Raw genomic sequence first — 19,458 nt, 5'->3', positions numbered from 1 at the left:
GCCCCTCAATCCACCCCAACCCTTCAACCCGGATACTTCAGAACGCCCACTCCCGGCGGACATGTCGGCTACGTGTAGCGGATTCGGCCCCTTGCAGACATCTATATGCGTTACGTGAGGCGACCTTTCACCGCCACTCCGAGTATGAACGGCGGCATTCCGCCGCCCATACTCCGGGGTGGGCCTCGGGCTGCCTCACGTAGTCCAGTTGGATGTCCGCAGACCCCGAAATCCGCTACAACTAACGCAGATATACCCTTCGCACGCCCGCAATGCCCCTGCCACAGACGTCCGCATCGCCGTCCGCTCCATCTCACGCGCATCAGTCCATGCACTCAATGACATCCGGCGCGAAACCGAACCGGCAACGGCCTCGTATCCGGCGCCCCAGACCAGACCACCCCCGCACACCCGCGCACGCGAAACCGAATCCTGATCTTGAGCAGCTTGCCCGTCAGGCTCGGCGCACATCCCGCGCGCGAAACCGAATCCGCAAGCCTGCAAGCGTCGAGACGGACGGCACAACACTTCCCCACACGCGAAACCGAACCAAAACAGCCGTAACCATTACCAGAGGCACCCTCGCCGCACACGACAACGGCGTGCGCCCAGCACGCTGGGGCGCACGCCGTTCATGATCCGACCGACGGAAGAGCCGCGATCAGTTCGTGCCGATGCTCATCGTCTCGGGCAGCGTGCTGCCGCCGTCGATGACGACCTGCGAGCCGGTCAGGTAGCTGGACTCGTCCGAGCCGAGGAACGCGAACAGCTCGCCGACCTCGGTGGGCTTGGCGAGACGCTTCATCGGCACGCCGACGGCGATGTCGTTGATCGCCGACTCCGGATCCTCCGGATTCGACTCGACGGCCATCTTCTCGACCATCGGGGTACGCGCGTAGCCGAGCTGCGAGCAGTTGACGCGGATGTGGCGGTCCGCGTATTCGACGGCGAGGCACTTGGTCAGACCGACGAGCGCGGCCTTGGTCATCGCGTAGGCAGCTTCGCCCGCGTCGGCCACGATGTCGCCGGTGACCGAGGACGCGATGGCAATGGCACCCTTGCCCTCCTCGAGCATGTACGGGATGACCGCCTGGCAGGTGTTCCACACGCCCTTGATGTTCACGTCGATGTGGAAGTCGCGCATCTCGTCGGGCATCTGCTCGAACGGGGCGAGGCGGCACACGCCGGCGTTGCAGCAGGCCACGTCGACCGAGCCGAACGCCTCCTTGGTCTTGGCGGCCGCGTCGATCATCTGCTGCTTGTCGGCCACGTTCGCGACGACGGCGATGATCTCGGCCTCGGGGTACATGCCGCGGATGCGCTCGGCGGTCTTCTCGACGTCGGGAGACAGGTCGACCATGCAGATCTTCGCGCCGTACTTCGCGTACACCTCGGCGATGCCCTCGCCGAGTCCGGCGGCGGCGCCGGTGATGAGGGCGGCCTTGCCTTCGAGCTTTCCAGGAACCATGTGAGTTACTCCTTTGTGTTGGTGTGGCGGCCGGCCCGACGGCGGGCCGGTGCGCCGATGTTCAAAACCTATTGTTTGGGGATTGATGGCGGTTGCGTGGTGGCGCCGCGGACGCGGGAGCCGTCAGAACTCCTGCATGCCGTCGGGCGTCTCGATGACGACCTTCGTCTTCTTCCAGCGCACGACGACCATCCACAGCCAGATCAGCACGCCGATGCCGAGGTAGACGCCGAACGAGATCCACGAGCCGATGCCCTGGCCGAGCGTGCAGAAGAACGCGATCGCGATCATGATCACCATGGCCAGGATGCGGAAGAAGTCGCCGCCCTTGACGACGTTCTTGTTGTCCTTGTACCACTCGGGGTGCTTGTGGTGGATGCGCACGGCGGAGACCATCGTCAGCGCGTAGGCGCAGGCGCAGCCGAACGACATCAGGTTGAAGAAGTCGTTCATGAACGTGCCCGCGTTCTGCAGCAGAATGAAGGCCAGGCTGATGACCAGCAGGAAGATGTTCGGCAGGATCGGCTGCTGATGCTTGTTCACCTTGGTGAACGCGGACGGCAGGAAGTTCTTCTTGCCCATCGAGTACAGCATGCGCACGGTGGACATCCAGAAGCCGAGGATCGAGGCGGTCATGCCGAGCAGGATCGACACGCAGCCGTAGACGATCGGCCAGAAGCGCCAGCCGAGGATCTCCTGCATCGCGGTGATCGTCATGAAGCCGTTCGCCGCGTCGCCCTCCAGCAGGGTCTGCGCGGGCGCGAGGCCGGCCACACAGAAGAAGAAGACCGTGTAGATCGCGCCGCAGGTGATCACGGAACCGCAGATCGCCTTCTTGGTGTTCGACGTCGGGAAGTCGCCCTCCTCGACCATCTGCGGCACCGTCTCGAAGCCGAAGTACGGGGTGATCAGCAGCGCCATGCCGATGATCCAGCCGGGGATGCCGAGCGAGGAGCCGATGTTCGAGAAGCCGAACGAGTCGATGATGTTCTGAAAGCTCCAGTGGCCGCACGTCAGGATCAGGACCGCGGTGATCAGCGTGGTCACGATGTTGGCGAACAGGCAGGTCGCCTGCGCCTTGACGAGGAACTGGATGTCCTGCAGGCTCATGATGAACACGAGCACCAGGAACACGACCGCGATGATCATCGTGGTGCCGAAGCTCAGGTTCAGGCCGAACAGCTTGCTGATGAACGTGGCGACCGCCATCACGACGGCCGGCGGCACCGCGATCCACGCGGCCATGATCAGCCACGACGCAAGGAATCCTATGTGCTTGTTGAACCCGACCGTGTTGTAGATCAGCTCGCCGCCCGCCGTCTTGAACAGCGGCGAGATCTCGCTGTAGACCAGGGCCGTCGGCAGGATCGCGATCGTCATCATCGCGAACGCGAGGAACGTGCCGGAGCCGCAGTAGCCGAAGAACACGGAGTCCCAGTAGCTGACGTAGGTAAAGATCGAGCCGGTGGCCACGGTATACACGAAGACGAGTTTCAGGCTTCGTTGCAGTCCCTTGTTGCCGGCGGGTTTGGTACCAGTGTTGCCTGGATCGGACATCGCTCACCCCTTTTGTACTGCTTGAGGGTTTGGCGCAGCGGGGCGACCACGGCCGGGCGCGGTGCGGCATCGTCGCCGCGACGCGTGAGCCGGTCACGTCATCGGATTGCGTTCCTGCGCGATGGACCGTCGGCTTCGCTGCCGCGGGCGTCGGTAGGTGGCGTAGTCGGATGGCGTCGTCGCCGTCCCGTTGTGTATGGACGATTCAGAATCTTAAAGCCGCCGTAAGGTTTTAGCAAACCCGGCGTGGGGATAGCGGAGGAGGCGGTGCCGATGCGACCGGGTGGCGGGCGTGCGGTCGTGGAGCGGCCGTGAGGTTATCCGGGGGGGCACGGAACGGCATATCTGCACTAGCTGTAGCGGATTTCGGGGGTTGCATACACCCAACTGGACTACGTGAGGCGCCTTGGCGCCGATACCCGGAGTACGACTGGCGGTATTCCGCTACGCATACTCGGAGTATCGGCACCAAGGCACCTCACATAACGCAGATAGATGTCCGCAGAAGGCCCAATCCGCTACACATAATCGCAATAGCGGCCTCAGCGATGCCGTACAACCCCGGCGGATTGCCCACGCACACGCCGCGACCGCACTCACGAGACCAAAGGTCCGCGGATCCACACGTCGGCGATGGTGCGGGGCCGGTTCCGGCGAACCGGCCCCGCACCATCGCCGACGTTATGTACGCCGTCAGCCGCGCAAACCGTCGATCACGTCGACCAGATGGTCGGCGACCGGACGGTCGACCTCGAAGACGACGCGCACGTGCTCACCGTCCACGTCATGCCAACCGTTGCGCTGCCCGCGCAGATCGCAGACCGTCTGGCCGCGGCCGATGCCGTGCGTCGTGTCCACACTGACCGGTACCGCGGGCGCGACCGTCGGCACGACGCCGCCCGCGCAGATCGCCGCCGCCAGCGGATCGTGCAGGGCGCTGCATCGTCGCCCGTATTCGGGCACATGGAAATCGAAGTAGAAGTCCATGATCCGCCCCACGGCCTGCGCGGTCGGGTTCGCGCTGTCCAGCAGCCGACGGCGGTGCCGTTCCTCGAACGTATTCGTCATGGTCACGTCGAGCGGCACCAGCGTCACGTCCCACCCGGCGGACAGCGCGATGCGCGCGGCCTCCGGATCATGCCCGATGTTCGCCTCGGCGACCGGGCTGACATTGCCCGGTTCACGGACCGCCCCGCCCATGATCGTCACCGATGCGACGCGCGACGGCAGCGTGGGGTCGGCGTCCAGCACCGCCGCGAGGTTGGTCAACGGCCCGACCGCAAGGATATGCAGGTCGCCGTCGAAGCGGTGCGACAGCTCGATCAGCAATTCGACGGCGCCGCGCGGATCCGGTTCGCGCGCCGAGCGCGGCAGCTCGACGTTGCCGATGCCGTTGTCGCCGTGAATGTGCTGCACGCCGCACACGTACTGGCTGGTGCGGTAGTCGTGCTCGCCCACGGCGACCGGAATATCGTCGCGACCGGCGATGGCGAGCAGGTCGAGCACGTTACGGGCGGCCTGCTCGGCGCTGGTGTTGCCGGACACGGTGCCGACGCCGACCAGGTCAACGGCGGGCGAAGCCAGCAGGTAGCACAGCGCGAGCGAGTCGTCCACGCCGAGATCGCAGTCGAAGTACACGTGGCGGGGCGAGATGGCTTGTTCGGTCATGATGGTCCTTTCCTTGACATTCATTTGATATTCCACATCGTTCCGGCGGCGCACGCCGTCAGGCCTCACGCCCCTCGGCGGCGCGCATCGCCATGCTGGCGGCGAACGACAGCACGGTGATCACGATGCCCACGATCACGGCGAGGCGGACGCCGCCGACGGTGCCGGCCGAGGCGAACGGCGAGATCAGCGCGACGCCGATGCTCGAGCCGAGACCGAAGCACGCACCGCTCACCGCGGGCAGCGACCCCTTGGACGCCTCCGGCGACAGCACCACGCCCAGACCGTTGAGCGTGGTCAGTGCCAGCGCGTTGTATCCGACGCCGAGCACCACGACGCACGCCACCACCACGACCAGGTTGGTCGGGAACACGGCGATCACGGCCATCGCGGCGAGGCAGACCACCAGGCCGATGCGCAGCGTGCGGATCCAGCCGATGCGCGGGGCGATCCAGCCGACCACCGGGGCGGCGACGATGCCCATGACGGCGGGCGGCACCAGGAAGCACAGCGACGACATCGAGGCGTTCATGCCGAAGCCCACCTCGGCGTTCTGGCTGAAGACGACGAGCGTGAAGTTGATGACCGGGTAGACGCCGGCCAGCGTGAGCAGCACCGCGGCGATCAGCGGCCACACCTGCCGCGACGCCAGCTCCTCGAGCGAGATGACCGGATCGGAGGCGCGGCGTTCGCGGACGAGGAACAGCGCCATCGCCACAACCGCGACGACGAGCAGGGCGATGGTCTGCGGCGCGGTCCAGCCGTAAACGTCGCCGGAGCCGAAGGTGATGAACTGGCCGAGGCAGATCACGGCGACCGTGATGAACACGCCGCCCCACCAGTCGAACCTGCCGGTCGAGGAGGGCTTCATCGTCTTCGGGAACGTGACCATCACGCCGACGAACGACAGCACCACGAACGCAAGGATGACGACGAACAGCGAACGGAATCCGAAATGCTCGGTGAGCAGGCCGCCGAGCACCCCGTCGAAGCCGCCGACGCCGCCGTTGATCGCGGTCACCGCGCCGAGGGCGATGCCGAACGACTTGGCGTCGAGCGCCTCGTTGAGCACCAGATAGGACAGCTGGAACGAGGCGGAGCTGAGCCCCTGCAGCGCGCGCCCCACCAGCAGCACCGGCAGGTTCGGGGAGAACAGGGCGAGCATGGTGCCCACGAACAGGCATCCCAGGATGAGGAACAGCATGTTGCGCCGTCCGATGTAATCGCTCCATCGGGTCAGCAGGATGCCGCCGATGGAGCCGAACAGCAGGAACAGCGAGCTGATCTGCGAGACGTCGTTGAGCGGCACGCCGAGCGAGTCGGCGATATCGGGCAGCGCGGGAGTGATCATGCTGGCGTTGAGCTGGTACGAGAGCACGCACATGATCAGCGCCACGACCAGCGGGATCATCTTCCTGCCGGAGAGCACCGCGTTCCCTTCGTCGGGAACCGCGGCCCCGGTGGGGTTCGGGTTGGAAGCGGTCATTGAGACTCCTTCGTCATCGTTGATGTCATTGAGGTGCCGCCGTGGACAACGTCGCCCGACGGCATCACTAAGTATGATGTATGATTTCATACTCATGTCAGTAAGTAAGATATCATACCTATGGGTATGATTTCATATCGCGTGTCGCCGACGACTACAATGAAACGGGAATCGACCGGAACGCAGGAAAGGAACGGCCATGGGCACCACCGTCGACGAGTATCTCAACCGTCCGCTCTCACTGCCGCCCCGGCAGCCCATTCGCGTGGCCGTATACTCCCGACTCGCCTCCGGCATCCGATCGGGCACCCTGCCTCCGGGGACGCTGCTCCCGCGCGAATCGGAGCTCGCCGACATGCTGAACGTCAGCCGTACACCCGTGCGCGAAGCGCTCATCCTGCTCGAGGAGGATGGGCTGATCACCACCAAGCGCGGCGTCGGGCGGTTCGTGGCCGACCACCTGCCGAGCACGGGTCTGGAAACGATCCGGCCATTCGAGCAGGTCCTGGCCGACACCGGAGGGCGGGTCGACATCATGCCGTTGCGATTCTCCGCCGACCCGGCCACCGAATTCGTGGCCGACCACCTGCACATCGAGGTCGCCACGACCACCTGGTTCCGCGAATGCGTCATTTCGCTCGACGGCACTCCGGCGGCCATCGCGCAGGAGCATTTCGTCGCAGGATATGATGCCCGCACCGAGCTCAACCTCGACGCCACGCTCGGCAATGCCGCCGACGACAAGCAGACGCTGCTCGCCGCGCTCATCAAGGACCAGGCGCTGACGTTCGATTCCGGGGAATGCCACATCGTCCCCAGCACGGCCGGCAACTCACGCGCTTCATTGCTCAACGTCGAAGCCGACGATCCGGTGCTCGTGCTCACCGAGACGATCGCGTACCACGGCACACCGATTTATCTGGGCAAATACATCGTCTCCAAGGCAGTGCCGGCACTGGCCATCATTCAATCGGCGAAATAGCTGGAACACGGCGGCGCACAAGCTGGCACAGGGCGTAATTCTCCGAACTGCGGGGGCGGGACGGCATATCTGCATTAGGTGTAGTGGATTTCCGGGACTGCAGACACCCAACTGGACTACGTGAGGCGCCATGACGGCGATACCCCGAGTATGCGTGGCGGAATACCGCCAGTCGTACTCAGGGTATCGGCGCCAAGGCGCCTCACATAACGCAGATAGATGTCCGCAGAAGGCCCAATCCGCTACACGTAATCAACATGCGCTCTCAGAGGCGGCAACGGATGAGTCAGAGGGCGGCCTTCACACCCCTCCATACGTCATCCCATCACTACAGCCCACCGCACGCCACCATCCACCGCTATCCGCCGCGCCGAACACCGCCACGCACGCTCACGCCCAACCGCCCACACCCACCATGCGCCGCCGCAAACCACCATACGCCGCACACACTGCCCGGACATGCATATCCCGCGCCAGTCATACGCCGTCGCACGCCGTCATCAGCCCCGCGCCGCCGCACATCATCACCGACCTGCCACACCTTGCCGCCACACCCCGTCACCCGCCGCCGCACCGCCGGGCACACGCCGGCATACAGTATGGAACCATGTCTTGCACCACGATCCTCATCGGAAAGCACGCCAGCTGGGATGGCTCCACCATCATCGCCCGCGACGACGATTCGGGCTCGGGCCGCTACGACCCGAAGCGCCTCGTCGTCGTCCACCCCGCCGACCAGCCGCGCCACTACACATCCACGCTCAGCCACGTCGAGATCGATCTGCCGGACGACCCGTGCCGCTACATGATCGCGCCGAACGTGCTGCCGAACCGCGGCGTGCTCGCTGAGGCGGGCGTCAACGTGCACAATGTGTGCATGACCGCCACCGAGACCCTCGCCGTCAACGAGCGCGTCCTCGCCGCCGACCCGATGGTCGAGCTGCGCCCCGCGGCCGGCACCCCCGGAGACGCCGACTACACCCCCGAGACCCCGGGCGGCATCGGCGAAGAGGACATCATCACCCTCGTCCTGCCCTACGTGACCACCGCGCGCGACGGCGTGCTGCGCCTGGGCGGCCTGCTCGAGCGCTACGGCACCTACGAGGCGAACGGCATCGCGATCAGCGACGCCGACGAGATCTGGTACGTCGAGACGATCGGCGGCCACCACTGGATCGCCCGCCGCGTGCCTGACGACTGCTACACGACGATTCCCAACCAGCTCGGCATCGACGACTTCGACCTCGACGACGCGTTCGGCGAGCGCCGCGACTTCATGTGCAGCGCCGACCTGCGCGAGTTCATGGCCCGCCACCACCTCGACATGACGATGCGCCCCTCCGGGCGCGGCACGACGATCGGGTTCGGCGCGGCCACGGGCGGCACGAACGGCAGCGCGAACGGCGGCGCCACTGCCAGCGCACGCACCGCGCACGGCACCCGCAACGCACATTGTGCCGTCGGCACTACCGATACCGGTACTACCGACGCCGACATCACTGACACCGTCATCGGCACCACCGACCCCGCCATCGACGCCATGCCCCCGCGCCGCTTCAACCCGCGCCACGCCTTCGGCACGTCCACGCCGAAGGACCACATCTACAACACCCCTCGCGCCTGGTACATGCAGCGCCATCTCAACCCAAGCGACGGCTGGGATTCGCCCGCGGCCCGCTGGACGCCCGCCTCCGATGACATCCCCTGGTGCCGCGTGCCCGAGCGCCGGGTGTCGATCGAGGACGTCGAGTTCCTGCTCGCCTCGCATTTCGAGGGCACCCCCTTCGACCCGTACGGCACGCTGGGCACGCCGGAGTCGCGCCACCGCTACCGCCCGATCGGCATCAACCGCACCGGGCACATGGTGGCGATGCAGGTCCGGCCAGACGTGCCGGCGGCGAACCGCGCGCTGATGTGGGTGTCGTTCGGCTCGGGCCCGTTCACCGCGGCGGCGCCGTTCTATGCGAACGCGACCGACACCCCCGCCTATCTGCGCGACACCCCTGCCGAGCCGTCGACCGATTCGCTGTACTGGACGAACCGCATGATCGCGGCGATGGCGGACCCGCACTACATCGAGAACTCCAACGCCATCGAACAGTACCGCGAGGCCGTGCACGCCTTCGGGCACCGGCATGTGTTCGAGACGGACGAGGCACTGGCGCAGACGGTCGGGAACGCGTCGGCGACCGTCGCCGACGCCCCGCTGGGCGCCGCCACACCCGGGAACGCCGCCGATGACAGCAACGCCTTGGCAAGCAACGCCACTCCAACGGACAACGGCACTCCAGTGGACAACAACACTCCGGCGGACAACAACAGCACCGCGGCCAGCGGTAGCATCCCGACCAGTGGCATGCCGACAAACAACGACGCCGAGTACGCGCTCGACGCTGCGTCCGCGACTCTGACCCGCGCCAACGAGGAGACCGGCGACTTCCTGCGCCGTCGCACCACGCAACTGCTGGCCGATGTGCTGTACACGTCCAGCAATCTGATGCGCAACTCCTTCGCGATGTCCGACCGCTGGGCGTGAATCGAACGTAAACGCGTTCGTTACGCTGCCGCCGGCGAACGCGCCGGCTTCAGTAGGCACTCCGGCGCTTCAGTAGGCACCTGTTCGGGAACCCGTGCGTTCAACAGCGACGGCATTCCAACGTTTCTGCGACACGTTCCCCCGGACCGGGTGCCTACTGAAGCCTCAAAGTGCCTACGGAAGCGGACTCACCGCCGCTAACGGCGACGCGTCGAGCATGGAAGCCGCAATGTGCCTACGGGAGCAGGGTCGAATCAGGCAACCGCCCGACGGCCGTCCGATTCGGACCCGAAACCCCGCGCCGATGTCCGGTCGCCCGCGAGCGGTGCCAAACCAATCAACGCCGGACCGCCTGCGAGCGACGCCGGATCAGACCGAATCGGTCAATGCCGGATCGATCGACGCCGAATCAGGCCGAATCAATCGAGGCCGAGGTCGTAGGCGGCGGCCATGTCCTTGCCGCTGAACGTCTTGAACGCCATCAGCGTGCGAGTGCGGGCCACGCCGTCGACCTTGGCGATGCCGCCGGGGATGATGTCGGTCAGATGCTCGATGTCGTCGGCGTTGATGACGGCGACCAGATCGATGTCGCCCGCCACCGAGTACACCTCGCGCACGCCGTGGATCTCCGCCACGGCCTGTGCGGCCTCGTTGACCTTGCCGCTTTCGACGTCGATGAGCACGATTGCATTGGTCATGGGGAACTCCTTTGCTCTGATTCGCTCCGGCACGGCGCGCGGAGACGGGCGGAACCGTTGCGGCCCATTATAGGGGCGCGCCGCCGCACGCCGCCGGCCTGCGCACACGTGGCGGAACGGCGTCCCTGTCCGCGCCCCTGCCCGCGCCCGACCGCCCACGGAAACGCCCTACAGCCTCCCGGACCGGCTCGGGTCGATGCTCATGGTCTGGAACCGCTCCTGCATCACCTCGTCGCCGAAATGCCGCGCGAAGAACCGCGTCACCGGCGAATCGGTCACGTCGCCGGAGACGCGGCCGTACCAGCAGTCGAAGGCCATCAGGGTCATCGCCGCGTCCACCACCATGAACGCGAACGCCACCGCGGTCAGCGAGTACCGGACCTTCCAGGGGATCCGGTTGATCAGCCACAGGATGCGCGGCAGCAGCAGCTTGATCCAGACCACGCCGAGCAGCCCCCAGAAGAACATGTACTTGCCGGACGTGCGCCCGTCGATCGACAGCCACTGCCCGGTGTAGTCCCAGGCGACGATGCCGAACGCCACCTCCATGAACCAGCTGACGAAGTACTCGAACGCGCCGCCGATCACCGCGCTGGTGCAGAAGATCAGCAGCGGGTTGGAGCGCCACAGGCGGTTCAGGCAGGCGGTCAGGATCACGGCCCCGCACCCATAGATCGGCGAGAACGGCCCCCAGAGCAGCCCGGCGCGATCCTGCCACTCGCCCCAGAAGATCCGGTGGTAGATCGTCTCGACGACCAGCCCGAACACGCAGCCGATCATGAACAGCCAGAACACGTTGAAGAACTCCAGCTCGATGTACCCCTTGCCGCTCGGGTCGCGGCCGACCATGCCCTTGGCGAGCGCCTTCTCGTAGTCGCTGCGTTCGTCCATGCGCCTGAGCGTGTACTGCAGGCGGCGCTCCTCGAGCAGCGCCGGGTCAAGCACGATTGACAGCGTGACCAGGATCGCGAGCTGCACCGTCGGGCTGACGAGATTCCACCCGATGCCGGTGAGCGCGAGCGAGAGCATGCCGTCGGCGATCGTCACCGGGATCAGCGCGTAGGCCCAGCGCGCGCCGTGCTTGCGCCGGTTGCGCAGCAGCAGGCTGCCGAAGATGACCATGCCCGCCGACGAGACGAGCAGCACCGCGACGTGCAGGCAGTTCAGGATGAAGGTCAGGTCGAACACGCTGCCGTCGACCTGCCCCCTGAGCACCGACAGCACGCCCTGCACCGCGACGCCGACGAGCGGCACCACCGTGACCATGCCGCTGATCAGCACCAGGATGCCGTAGATGCGGGCGATCAGCGGCAGGCGGCGGTCGTCGATGTCGACGCGGCCGTCGCCGTTCGTGTCGCCCTGCAGGCGTTCGCGTCCGTCCCCAGCGCCCGTCTCCGCGCCGTCCTTCCGCGGCCCGTCCGCGAACCGATCCGCGTGCTCGCCGCCGCCGTCCCCTTCGCGCCGTTCGCCGGCCCGCCCGCCGGCTTGTCCGCCGGCCCGCCCCTCGATCGCGGCGTCGCCCGCGCCGGGCGCCGCGGCGTCCGTTACCTTGGTGTCCATTCCCCTCACGCTAGCAGACGCCGGCAACGCCGCGGCGACCGGCGAGCACGGGCGGACGGCCTCGCGCTCCGCGAACCTCTTGCGCTACACATTCCGTAGCGCTACGATATGCGTAGCATTACAAGCCGACGGCGGCCGGACCGGCGGCGGCCGTCCGGGGCGGCCGCCGCGAACCGATTCAGCGAAGCGAGGCGATACCGTGCGCAACATCGTCCGGATCCTGCGCCGCGACGTCATGCGGCTGGCCCGCGTGCCCGCGGCGTGGGTCATCATCCTCGGCCTGACGGTGCTCCCCGCGTTCTACGCGTGGGTCAACGTCCTCGGCTTCTGGGACCCGTACGCCAACACCGCCGGCGTGCGCGTCGCCGTGGCGAACGAGGACCGCGGCGCCGGCGACGACGCGCTGGGCGAGGTCGACCTCGGCGCGACGATCGTCGACTCACTGCGCGGCAACGGCGAGCTCGGCTGGACGTTCGTCGACCGGGACGAGGCGATGCACCAAGTCCGCGCCGGCGACGCCTACGCGGCCATCGTCATCCCCGAGGACTTCAGCGAGCGCCTCGTCGCCGTCATCCACGGCGACCTCGCCGACGGCCGCCCGCAGCTCGACTACTACGTCAACGAAAAGGTCAGCCCGATCGCGCCGAAGGTCACCGACACGGCCGCCACCACCGTGGACCGGCAGGTCAACGCCGCGTTCGTCTCCGCCGCCAGCGAGGCCGTCACGCAGGCCGTCAACCGGCTCGGCGGCCAGGCCGACCGGCTCGCCGCGCAGACCACCGACGACGCGCGGACCGCGCTGGAACGCGCCGACGACGGCATCGCCACGGCCCGCGCCCGCATCGCCGCGTTCATCGGCGACGACGCGGACGGCGGCACAGGAAACAGCACAGGCGACGCCGGCACAGCCGATGGCGCCACCGGCGACGTGACCGCCGCCGACACGCTCCAGCGGGCGCGCGACACCCTGCAATCGCTCTCCCGGCTCGGCGGCGACGCATCGACGGCGCTCACCGCGGCCTCCGGCCTGCTCGCCGACACGCAGACCGGGCTGAACGACTTCGCCACGTCGTCGTCCACCGCGCTGGCCACCGGCGAAAGCCTGCTCGCCCAGGCCGCGCACCAGGCCACCGGCACGCTGTCGGGGCTGTCGGCCGCCGTCGTCACGGCCAACGGCCAGGTCGCCGGCTCGCTCGCCACGCTGCGCGACATGAACGAGCGCAACGCCGCGCTCATCGACGACCTGAACGCACTGGCCGCGTCGCTGCCGGACGGCGGCGACGGCGTCGCGCAGGCCATCGACGCGTTGCGCGACGCGAACACCACGCTGGGCGGCACCATCGACGACCTCGACACGTTGAACGCCGGCATCGCGACCACGGCCTCCGACACCGGCACGCTGGCCGACGACCTGGGCGACGCCGCGGACACCGCGCTCAAGACCGCGGCCGACGCGCGCACCGGCCTGACCGGCGGCGCGCTGCCGCAGATGGGCGGCGGGCTCGGATCGCTGGCCGTCGCCGCGGGCGCGATCGGCGGCCAGCTCACGGCGCAGGGCACGCTCACCGACCAGGCGCTGCTCATCGTCGACCAGCTCGACCAGGCGCTCGACCAGGCCGATACGGCGCTGCGCGACACGGACGAGGCGCTGGCCGGCGTGCAGTCGCGGCTGGCGACGCTGCGCACCGACCTCGACGCGCTGGCCTCCGCAAGCACGCTGTCGTCGCTGTTCGGCGGCGGCGACGGGCTCGACGTGGACGCCATCGCCACGTTCATGACGGCGCCCGCCGTGCTCGACGAGCGCGTCGTGTACCCGGTGGACTCCTACGGCTCCGGCATGGCGCCGCTGTTCACCAACCTTGCGATGTGGGCGGGCGCGTTCATGCTCATCGCACTGCTGCGCCTCGAAACCGACGGCGAGGGCATCGACGGCATGACCGCCACGCAGGCGTACCTGGGCCGCTGGCTGCTGCTGGCGCTGCTCGCGGCGGCGCAGGGGCTGATCGTCACCGTCGGCGACCTGGCCATCGGCGTGCAGACCGCGAACGCGGCCGTGTTCGTCCTCACCGGGGTGATCGCGGCGGTGACGTACAGCGCCATCGCCTACATGCTCGCCGTCACGCTGCAGCACGTCGGCAAGGCGCTGGTGATGGCGATGATCATCGTGCAGATCCCCGGCGCCGGCGGCATGTACCCGATCGAGATGATGCCGGGCTTCTTCCGCGCGCTGCACCCGTTCTTCCCGTTCACCTACGCGATCGACGCGATGCGGGAGGCCATCGGCGGGTTCTACGGCGACGCCTGGGTCACGGCGGTGCTGCACCTGCTGGTGTTCGCGGCGGTCTCGTTCGCGATCGGCATCGTCGTCCGGCCGCTGATGGCCGACGCTAACCGCGCGTTCACGCGGCGCGTCGCCGAGACCGGGATCCTCAACGGCGAGCCGGTGACCGACGCCTGGCCGAGCCGGATCGCCACGCATGCCCGCGCCGCCCGGCGCCGGCACGCCGCGGGAAAGGAGCGCCCATGAGGGCCGTATGGCATCTGTTCGCCGACGACGTGCGCCGGCTCGCCGGCAACGCCACCGCCATGCTCGTCGTCGCCGGCCTGGTGGCGATACCGAGCCTGTTCGCCTGGTTCAACATCGCGGCGAGCTGGGACCCGTTCGGCAACCTCGGCGACCTCAAGGTCGCGGTGGCCGACACCGACGAGGGCTACCGCTCCGACCTGATCCCCGTCAAGGTGACGATCGGCGCGCAGGTCGTCGACAAGCTGCGCGCGAACGACCAGCTCGACTGGACGTTCACCACCGAGCGGGACGCGATCGAAGGCACCGAATCGGGCGCGTACTACGCGGCCATCGTCATCCCCGAGGACTTCAGCGCCACGATGATGACGTTCTTCACCGGGCGGGCGCGGCAGGCCTCCATCGCCTACTACAGCAACGAGAAGAAGAACGCCGTCGCCCCGAACCTCACCGGCGCGGGCGCCGACGCGGTCGCCGCGCAGATCAACGAGACGTTCGTCGCGACGCTGACGGACATCGCGCTCGACATCGCCTCCTCGCTCGCGGACCAGCTCGAGCGCCCCGAGACGCAAAGCGCGCTCGCGGCGTTCGACGCGAACGTCGCCGACTTCGCCACGCGGCTCGGCGACACGGCCGGCACGCTCGACGGCTACCGCGCCCTGACCGACACCGCGCGATCCCTGCTCGACAACTCGGCGGCGCTGCTCGGACAGACGTCCACGGCCGTCGGCCAGGCCGCCCCGCAGCTGGACACCGCCCGCCAGGGCGTGGACGACGTGGCCTCGGCGCTCGACGGAGCCGTCGCCACCGTGCAGGGCGCGCTCGGCTCCAGCGCCGATGCGATCGCCCAGGTCGGCGACGACGTCGACACGCTGTTCGGCGACGCCTCCGACGACGCCGCCTCGACCACCGCCGCGATCCGGCGGCAGGCCGACGCGCTGACCGCGCAGGCCGCCGTCTACCGCCAGCTCCGGCAGACCGTGCAGGGGCTGCCGGGCGCGCAGGGCGACGCGCACGCCACGGCCGTCGCGGACGCGCTGCAACGCACCGCCGACCAGCTCGACGCGCTGTCCGCGGGGCTCGGCGACGCGGCCGACGCGCTCGATACGAACGCGGCCGACGCCGAAACGCAGCGGCAGGCCGTCCAGGAACTCATCGACCAGGCGAAGTCCTCCGCTTCCGACGCCGCCGACTCGTTCGGCACGTCGCTGGGCACGCAGACCGACCGGCTCGCCGCCGCCGTGCGGGACGCGTCGTCGGTGCTGTCGCAGGACCAGGGGCGGCTCGCCTCGACGGTGACGACGCTGGGCGACGCCGCCGACTCGGCCGGGCGGAGCGTCGACGACGTGCGCGCCACGCTCGAGGACGCCGCCTCCGCGCTGCGCACGGCAGGCGAGCGGCTCGCCGCGTTCCACGCCTCGCTCGCCTCCGCGCTCGACGGCGCCGACTCCGACGCGGTCCGCGCCGTCCTGGGCACGGACGCCTCCACGCTGTCCGCCGCGCTGGCCGCGCCGATCGCGCTGCACCGCCAGGCGGTGTTCCCGGTCGGGAACTTCGGATCCGCGATGGCGCCGTACTACACGTTCATCCCGCTGTGGACCGCGTCGATCCTGATCATGCTGGCGGTGAGCGTCGAGGTGTCGCCGCGGCAGCGGCGCGGGATCGGCGAACCGGGGATGACGCCGCGCCGGATGTTCCTCGGCAGGTTCGGCGTCGTCGCGCTGATCTCGCTGATGCAGAGCACCGTCAGCTGCCTGGGCAGCCTGCTGATCCTGCACGTCCAGGCCGTGCACCCGCTGCTGTTCATGCTCTCCGGGTGGGTCGGCGGGCTGGTGTTCGCGCTGTTCGTCTACACGATGGTCGCTTGCTTCGGCAACATCGGCAAGGCGGTCGGCATGCTCATGCTCGTCGTGCAGGTGTCCGGGTCGGCCGGATCGTACCCGCTGCAGACGCTGCCGGAGTTCATGCAGCGCATCAGCCCGTTCCTGCCGATCACGCACGCGATCCGCGCGATGCGCGCCGCGATCGCCGGCATCTACATGAACGATTATTGGATCGAGCTGGGTAAGCTGGTGGTGTTCGTCCCGCCGCTGCTGCTGTTGGGCCTGCTGCTGCGCCAGCCGATGGCCGGGCTCAACCGGTGGCTCGGCGCGCAGCTCGAACGCACGAGGCTGATCGGGTGAGCGCGCGGGTGGCGACGGCCGTTTCGCCGGTCGGCGGCCGGGCGGTCGACGGCCGCCAGCCCCGCCACAACCGCCGACCGCACACCGATGGCTCGCCGCAGACCGTCGGCCCGCCGCAGACCCGCCATGGAGAGAAGGCATGATGACCACCGATTCCGCCGCCACCGCCGCGCAAGCCGCATCCGTCGCGCCCACAGCCTCCGCGCGGCACCGCCGCACGCGCGAGGCCACCGACCGCAAGATCGTGCAGGCCGTGCTGGGCATCGCCACCACCGAGGGCATCGGCGCGGTGACGATCGAGAAGGTCGCGCGCGCCTCCGGGGTCGCCAAGACGACGATCTACCGGCGCTACCGCGACACCGACGACCTGCTCGAATCGATCAGCACGCTCGACATCGTCCGTTCGCCGCACGTCGAGGACCTGCCGCCCTCGCGCGCGAACCTAGAGCGGCTGCTGACGCGGCTCGCGCAGCGGTTCGACGAGGGCATCGGCGTCAAGGCCGTGGGGCTGGTGCTCTCCAGCGACAACGCGTTCTTCCGGCGGATCTTCGACCAGGGCATCCCTCCCCTCGAACGGCACTTGTCCGAGTTCTTCCTGCGCGGAGAGCGCGAGGGGGTGTTCCGGCCGGGGCTGGACGTCCGACTGCTGTTCGACACGATCATCGGGTCGATGATCGCCGACCGCGCGATCTCGGCCGCCGAGGCGCGGCGAGCCGATGGGGGCCGCGAAGGCAGGAACAAGGCCGGTGGGGCCGGCGACGACGCCGAAACCGAGGACACCGGGGTCTCCGAACGCGACGCAGCGGCCGCGGACGTCGGGACGGTCGCGGAAATCGCGTCTGACGCGCCGCGCGCCACGACCATATCGGACACTTCGGATACCGCGGACATTTCGAGCGCCACGGATGCCTTGGATTGGGCGAGACGCATGGCCGACCTGCTGTGGCCGGCGATCGCGGCGCGGTGACCTCGGCGACACGCCTCCGACAACATATCAAACCATGTTAGGATGTTTGATATGTAGTTGCTATGTTGATATGTCTCCAAGGGGGCGGGCATGATCACCGAAGAGGAACTGGCGCGGCTCGTGGAACGGCTGCGGCACGCGGCCACCGACGGCCGGGCCGTCGAGGTCAAGGCGTGCGAGCATGGCGTATCGGCGTCGCTGATGGAAACGGTATCGGCGTTCGCCAACGGGTCCGGAGGGCTGATCGTGCTGGGGCTCGCCGAACAGACCGGATTCTCGCCCACCCCCGGCTTCCGGCCGGAGGCCGTGGCCGAATCGTTCGCGCGGCAGTGCGCGGATCGGCTCACGCCGCCGGTGCGCCCGGACATCGAGATCCTCGAATACCACGGCGCCCCGGTGGCGGTCGCGGTCATCGAGGAGATGCCTCCGTTCGACAAGCCGTGCCATGTCACGGACCGTGGGCGCTACCACGGCTCATACATCCGGGTCGGCGTCGGCGATCGCCGACTCACCACATACGAGGTCGACCGGCTGCTCGAAGAGCGTCGTCAGCCGGTGCATGACCGCGCCGTCGTGGATGAGGCGACCCCGGCGGACCTGCTCGACGACATCCTCGACGCGATCGTCGCACGGCAACGGTCGCTGCACCCCCGCATCTTCGGCACGCTGTCGCGCGACGACTCGCTGCGAGCGCTGAACATCATCGCCACGGGAGCCGACGGGCGGCCGCACCCGACGCTGTCCGGGCTGCTGGTCGCCGGCAACTACCCGCAGCGCTGGTTCCCGCGACTCACCGTCACCGTCGCCTATTACCCGGGAACATGCAAGACCTCCGGCAATGCCGTGAAGTACCTCGACTCGCGCTCCATGGCGGGCCCCATTCCGGAGATACTCGAGGATGCGCTGGCGTGGGTGTCGCGCAACATGCGGGTGGGCGGCGTGCTGGACGGGCAGGCGCGGCGCCGCGATGCGTTCGAATACCCGATCGACGCCGTGCGCGAGGCGCTGTGCAACGCGATCATGCACCGCGACTATTCCCCCATGGGCCAGGGCGCGCAGATCCAGGTCAACATGTACGGCAATCGCCTGGAGATCATCAGCCCGGGCGGCCTGTACGGGCCGGTCACCGTGGATTCGCTGGGCGAGCCGGGCGTCTCCGCGACGCGCAACCGCACGCTCGCCGCCCTGATGGAGACCACGCCGTTCCGAGACGGCTATGTGGCGGAGAATCGCGGCACCGGCTACCAGCTCATCACCACGCTGCTGCGGTCCGGAGGCAACGGCAGGCCCGAGGTCAGCGACACATTGTCGGCGTTCTCCATCACGTTCCGCGCCGCGCACACCGACCGCCTCGCACCGGCCGCGGCACCGGCGGCCGGATTGCTGGACGGTATGCCGCACCCCGGTATGCCGCACCCCGACGCGCCGCACGCCGAATCGCGGTCCGGAATGCCGCGACCCATTGCATCGCCAGTCGAATCGCGGACCGACACGCCGCAACCCGCGGCACCGGCGGTCGGATTGCAGGACGGTACGCAGCACCCCGACGCAACGCCGACCGGATCGTGGGCCGGCACGTCATACTACGAGACGCCGCAAGACCATGCCGCCGATTCGCTTTCCGAACTCGAGAGGCAGATGCTCGCGTTCATCGCCGAGCACGACGCGACGCGGCTGCCCCAGCTCGTCGCGGAGACCGGGCGGCCCCGCTCGACCGTCACCTATCAGATCAACAAGCTGCTCGAACTCGGGCTCATCGAACGCACGCAGCCAGCGCGCAGCCCGAGGCAGTCCTACCGCATACGCAGGAGCGCCTGAGATGACCGGCC

At 68.3% G+C, this 19,458-nt stretch carries 12 protein-coding genes; 6 read left to right on the top strand and 6 right to left on the bottom strand.

Features of this window, described 5'->3' with window-relative positions; genetic code table 11:
- Positions 1-661: 661 nt before the first annotated feature.
- The 4 genes from ucpA to KIH73_RS04170 all read right to left on the bottom strand — a co-directional run bounded on the left by ucpA (position 662) and on the right by KIH73_RS04170 (position 6,179).
- Positions 662-1,468, bottom strand: a complete 807-nt coding sequence (gene ucpA / locus KIH73_RS04185; protein ID WP_219080908.1) for an SDR family oxidoreductase UcpA — start codon at positions 1,466-1,468, stop codon at positions 662-664.
- A gap of 123 nt (positions 1,469-1,591) precedes the next feature.
- Positions 1,592-3,025 (bottom strand): APC family permease, encoded by a 1,434-nt coding sequence (locus tag KIH73_RS04180; protein WP_219080906.1) that lies wholly within the window; start codon positions 3,023-3,025, stop codon positions 1,592-1,594.
- 693 nt (positions 3,026-3,718) lie between these two features.
- Positions 3,719-4,693 carry a nucleoside hydrolase gene (locus tag KIH73_RS04175; protein ID WP_219080904.1) on the bottom strand — a complete coding sequence of 325 codons (975 nt, stop codon included), beginning with the start codon at positions 4,691-4,693 and terminating at the stop codon, positions 3,719-3,721.
- Between the two features lie 58 nt (positions 4,694-4,751).
- A complete protein-coding gene (locus tag KIH73_RS04170) occupies positions 4,752-6,179 on the bottom strand; it encodes an MFS transporter (protein WP_219080902.1) in 1,428 nt (475 codons plus the stop codon).
- A 199-nt stretch (positions 6,180-6,378) separates the two neighbouring features.
- Here KIH73_RS04170 and KIH73_RS04165 point away from each other — a divergent pair, with 199 nt between their 5' ends.
- A complete protein-coding gene (locus KIH73_RS04165; protein ID WP_219080900.1) occupies positions 6,379-7,161 on the top strand; it encodes a GntR family transcriptional regulator in 783 nt (260 codons plus the stop codon).
- Positions 7,162-7,768: 607 nt separating this feature from the next.
- Entirely contained in the window at positions 7,769-9,697 is a 1,929-nt protein-coding gene (locus KIH73_RS04160) for a C69 family dipeptidase (RefSeq protein WP_219080898.1), read from the top strand.
- Between the two features lie 419 nt (positions 9,698-10,116).
- Here the strand turns inward: KIH73_RS04160 and KIH73_RS04155 are convergent, their stop codons facing one another.
- Both KIH73_RS04155 and KIH73_RS04150 read right to left on the bottom strand, forming a co-directional pair.
- Complete coding sequence (locus KIH73_RS04155; protein WP_219080896.1) at positions 10,117-10,395, bottom strand: Lrp/AsnC family transcriptional regulator; 279 nt, start codon at positions 10,393-10,395, stop codon at positions 10,117-10,119.
- Between the two features lie 168 nt (positions 10,396-10,563).
- Positions 10,564-11,955, bottom strand: a complete 1,392-nt coding sequence (locus KIH73_RS04150; RefSeq protein WP_219080894.1) for a putative ABC transporter permease — start codon at positions 11,953-11,955, stop codon at positions 10,564-10,566.
- Positions 11,956-12,154: 199 nt separating this feature from the next.
- Between KIH73_RS04150 and KIH73_RS04145 the strand changes: the two genes are divergently transcribed.
- The 4 genes from KIH73_RS04145 (at position 12,155) to KIH73_RS04130 (ending at position 19,447) form a co-directional block, all read left to right on the top strand.
- On the top strand, positions 12,155-14,482 hold the full coding sequence (locus KIH73_RS04145) for a YhgE/Pip family protein (protein WP_219080892.1): 2,328 nt from the start codon (positions 12,155-12,157) through the stop codon (positions 14,480-14,482).
- Entirely contained in the window at positions 14,479-16,662 is a 2,184-nt protein-coding gene (locus KIH73_RS04140; RefSeq protein ID WP_219080890.1) for a YhgE/Pip domain-containing protein, read from the top strand. Before KIH73_RS04145 ends, KIH73_RS04140 begins: the two co-directional genes overlap by 4 nt.
- Before the next feature lie 139 nt (positions 16,663-16,801).
- Positions 16,802-17,629 carry a TetR/AcrR family transcriptional regulator gene (locus KIH73_RS04135; protein ID WP_219080887.1) on the top strand — a complete coding sequence of 276 codons (828 nt, stop codon included), beginning with the start codon at positions 16,802-16,804 and terminating at the stop codon, positions 17,627-17,629.
- A gap of 90 nt (positions 17,630-17,719) precedes the next feature.
- Positions 17,720-19,447: an ATP-binding protein gene (locus tag KIH73_RS04130; RefSeq protein ID WP_219080885.1), complete on the top strand. Its 1,728-nt coding sequence runs from the start codon at positions 17,720-17,722 to the stop codon at positions 19,445-19,447.
- The last annotated feature ends 11 nt before the right edge of the window (positions 19,448-19,458 follow it).

The organism is Bifidobacterium phasiani (genome assembly GCF_019331775.1).
In the GTDB taxonomy this organism is placed as follows: Bacteria; Actinomycetota; Actinomycetes; order Actinomycetales; family Bifidobacteriaceae; genus Bifidobacterium; species Bifidobacterium phasiani.
Note: the sequence above shows the minus strand (reverse complement) of the source record. Positions and strands in the feature narration are given on the sequence as shown.

Coding starts and splice junctions, on each gene's coding strand:
- ucpA (WP_219080908.1), bottom strand. CDS start 1,468: ATGGTTCCTGGAAAGCTCGAAGGCAAGGCCGCCCTCATCACCGGCGCC.
- KIH73_RS04150 (WP_219080894.1), bottom strand. CDS start 11,955: ATGGACACCAAGGTAACGGACGCCGCGGCGCCCGGCGCGGGCGACGCC.
- KIH73_RS04165 (WP_219080900.1), top strand. CDS start 6,379: ATGGGCACCACCGTCGACGAGTATCTCAACCGTCCGCTCTCACTGCCG.
- KIH73_RS04140 (WP_219080890.1), top strand. CDS start 14,479: ATGAGGGCCGTATGGCATCTGTTCGCCGACGACGTGCGCCGGCTCGCC.
- KIH73_RS04180 (WP_219080906.1), bottom strand. CDS start 3,025: ATGTCCGATCCAGGCAACACTGGTACCAAACCCGCCGGCAACAAGGGA.
- KIH73_RS04170 (WP_219080902.1), bottom strand. CDS start 6,179: ATGACCGCTTCCAACCCGAACCCCACCGGGGCCGCGGTTCCCGACGAA.
- KIH73_RS04160 (WP_219080898.1), top strand. CDS start 7,769: ATGTCTTGCACCACGATCCTCATCGGAAAGCACGCCAGCTGGGATGGC.
- KIH73_RS04155 (WP_219080896.1), bottom strand. CDS start 10,395: ATGACCAATGCAATCGTGCTCATCGACGTCGAAAGCGGCAAGGTCAAC.
- KIH73_RS04135 (WP_219080887.1), top strand. CDS start 16,802: ATGATGACCACCGATTCCGCCGCCACCGCCGCGCAAGCCGCATCCGTC.
- KIH73_RS04175 (WP_219080904.1), bottom strand. CDS start 4,693: ATGACCGAACAAGCCATCTCGCCCCGCCACGTGTACTTCGACTGCGAT.
- KIH73_RS04130 (WP_219080885.1), top strand. CDS start 17,720: ATGATCACCGAAGAGGAACTGGCGCGGCTCGTGGAACGGCTGCGGCAC.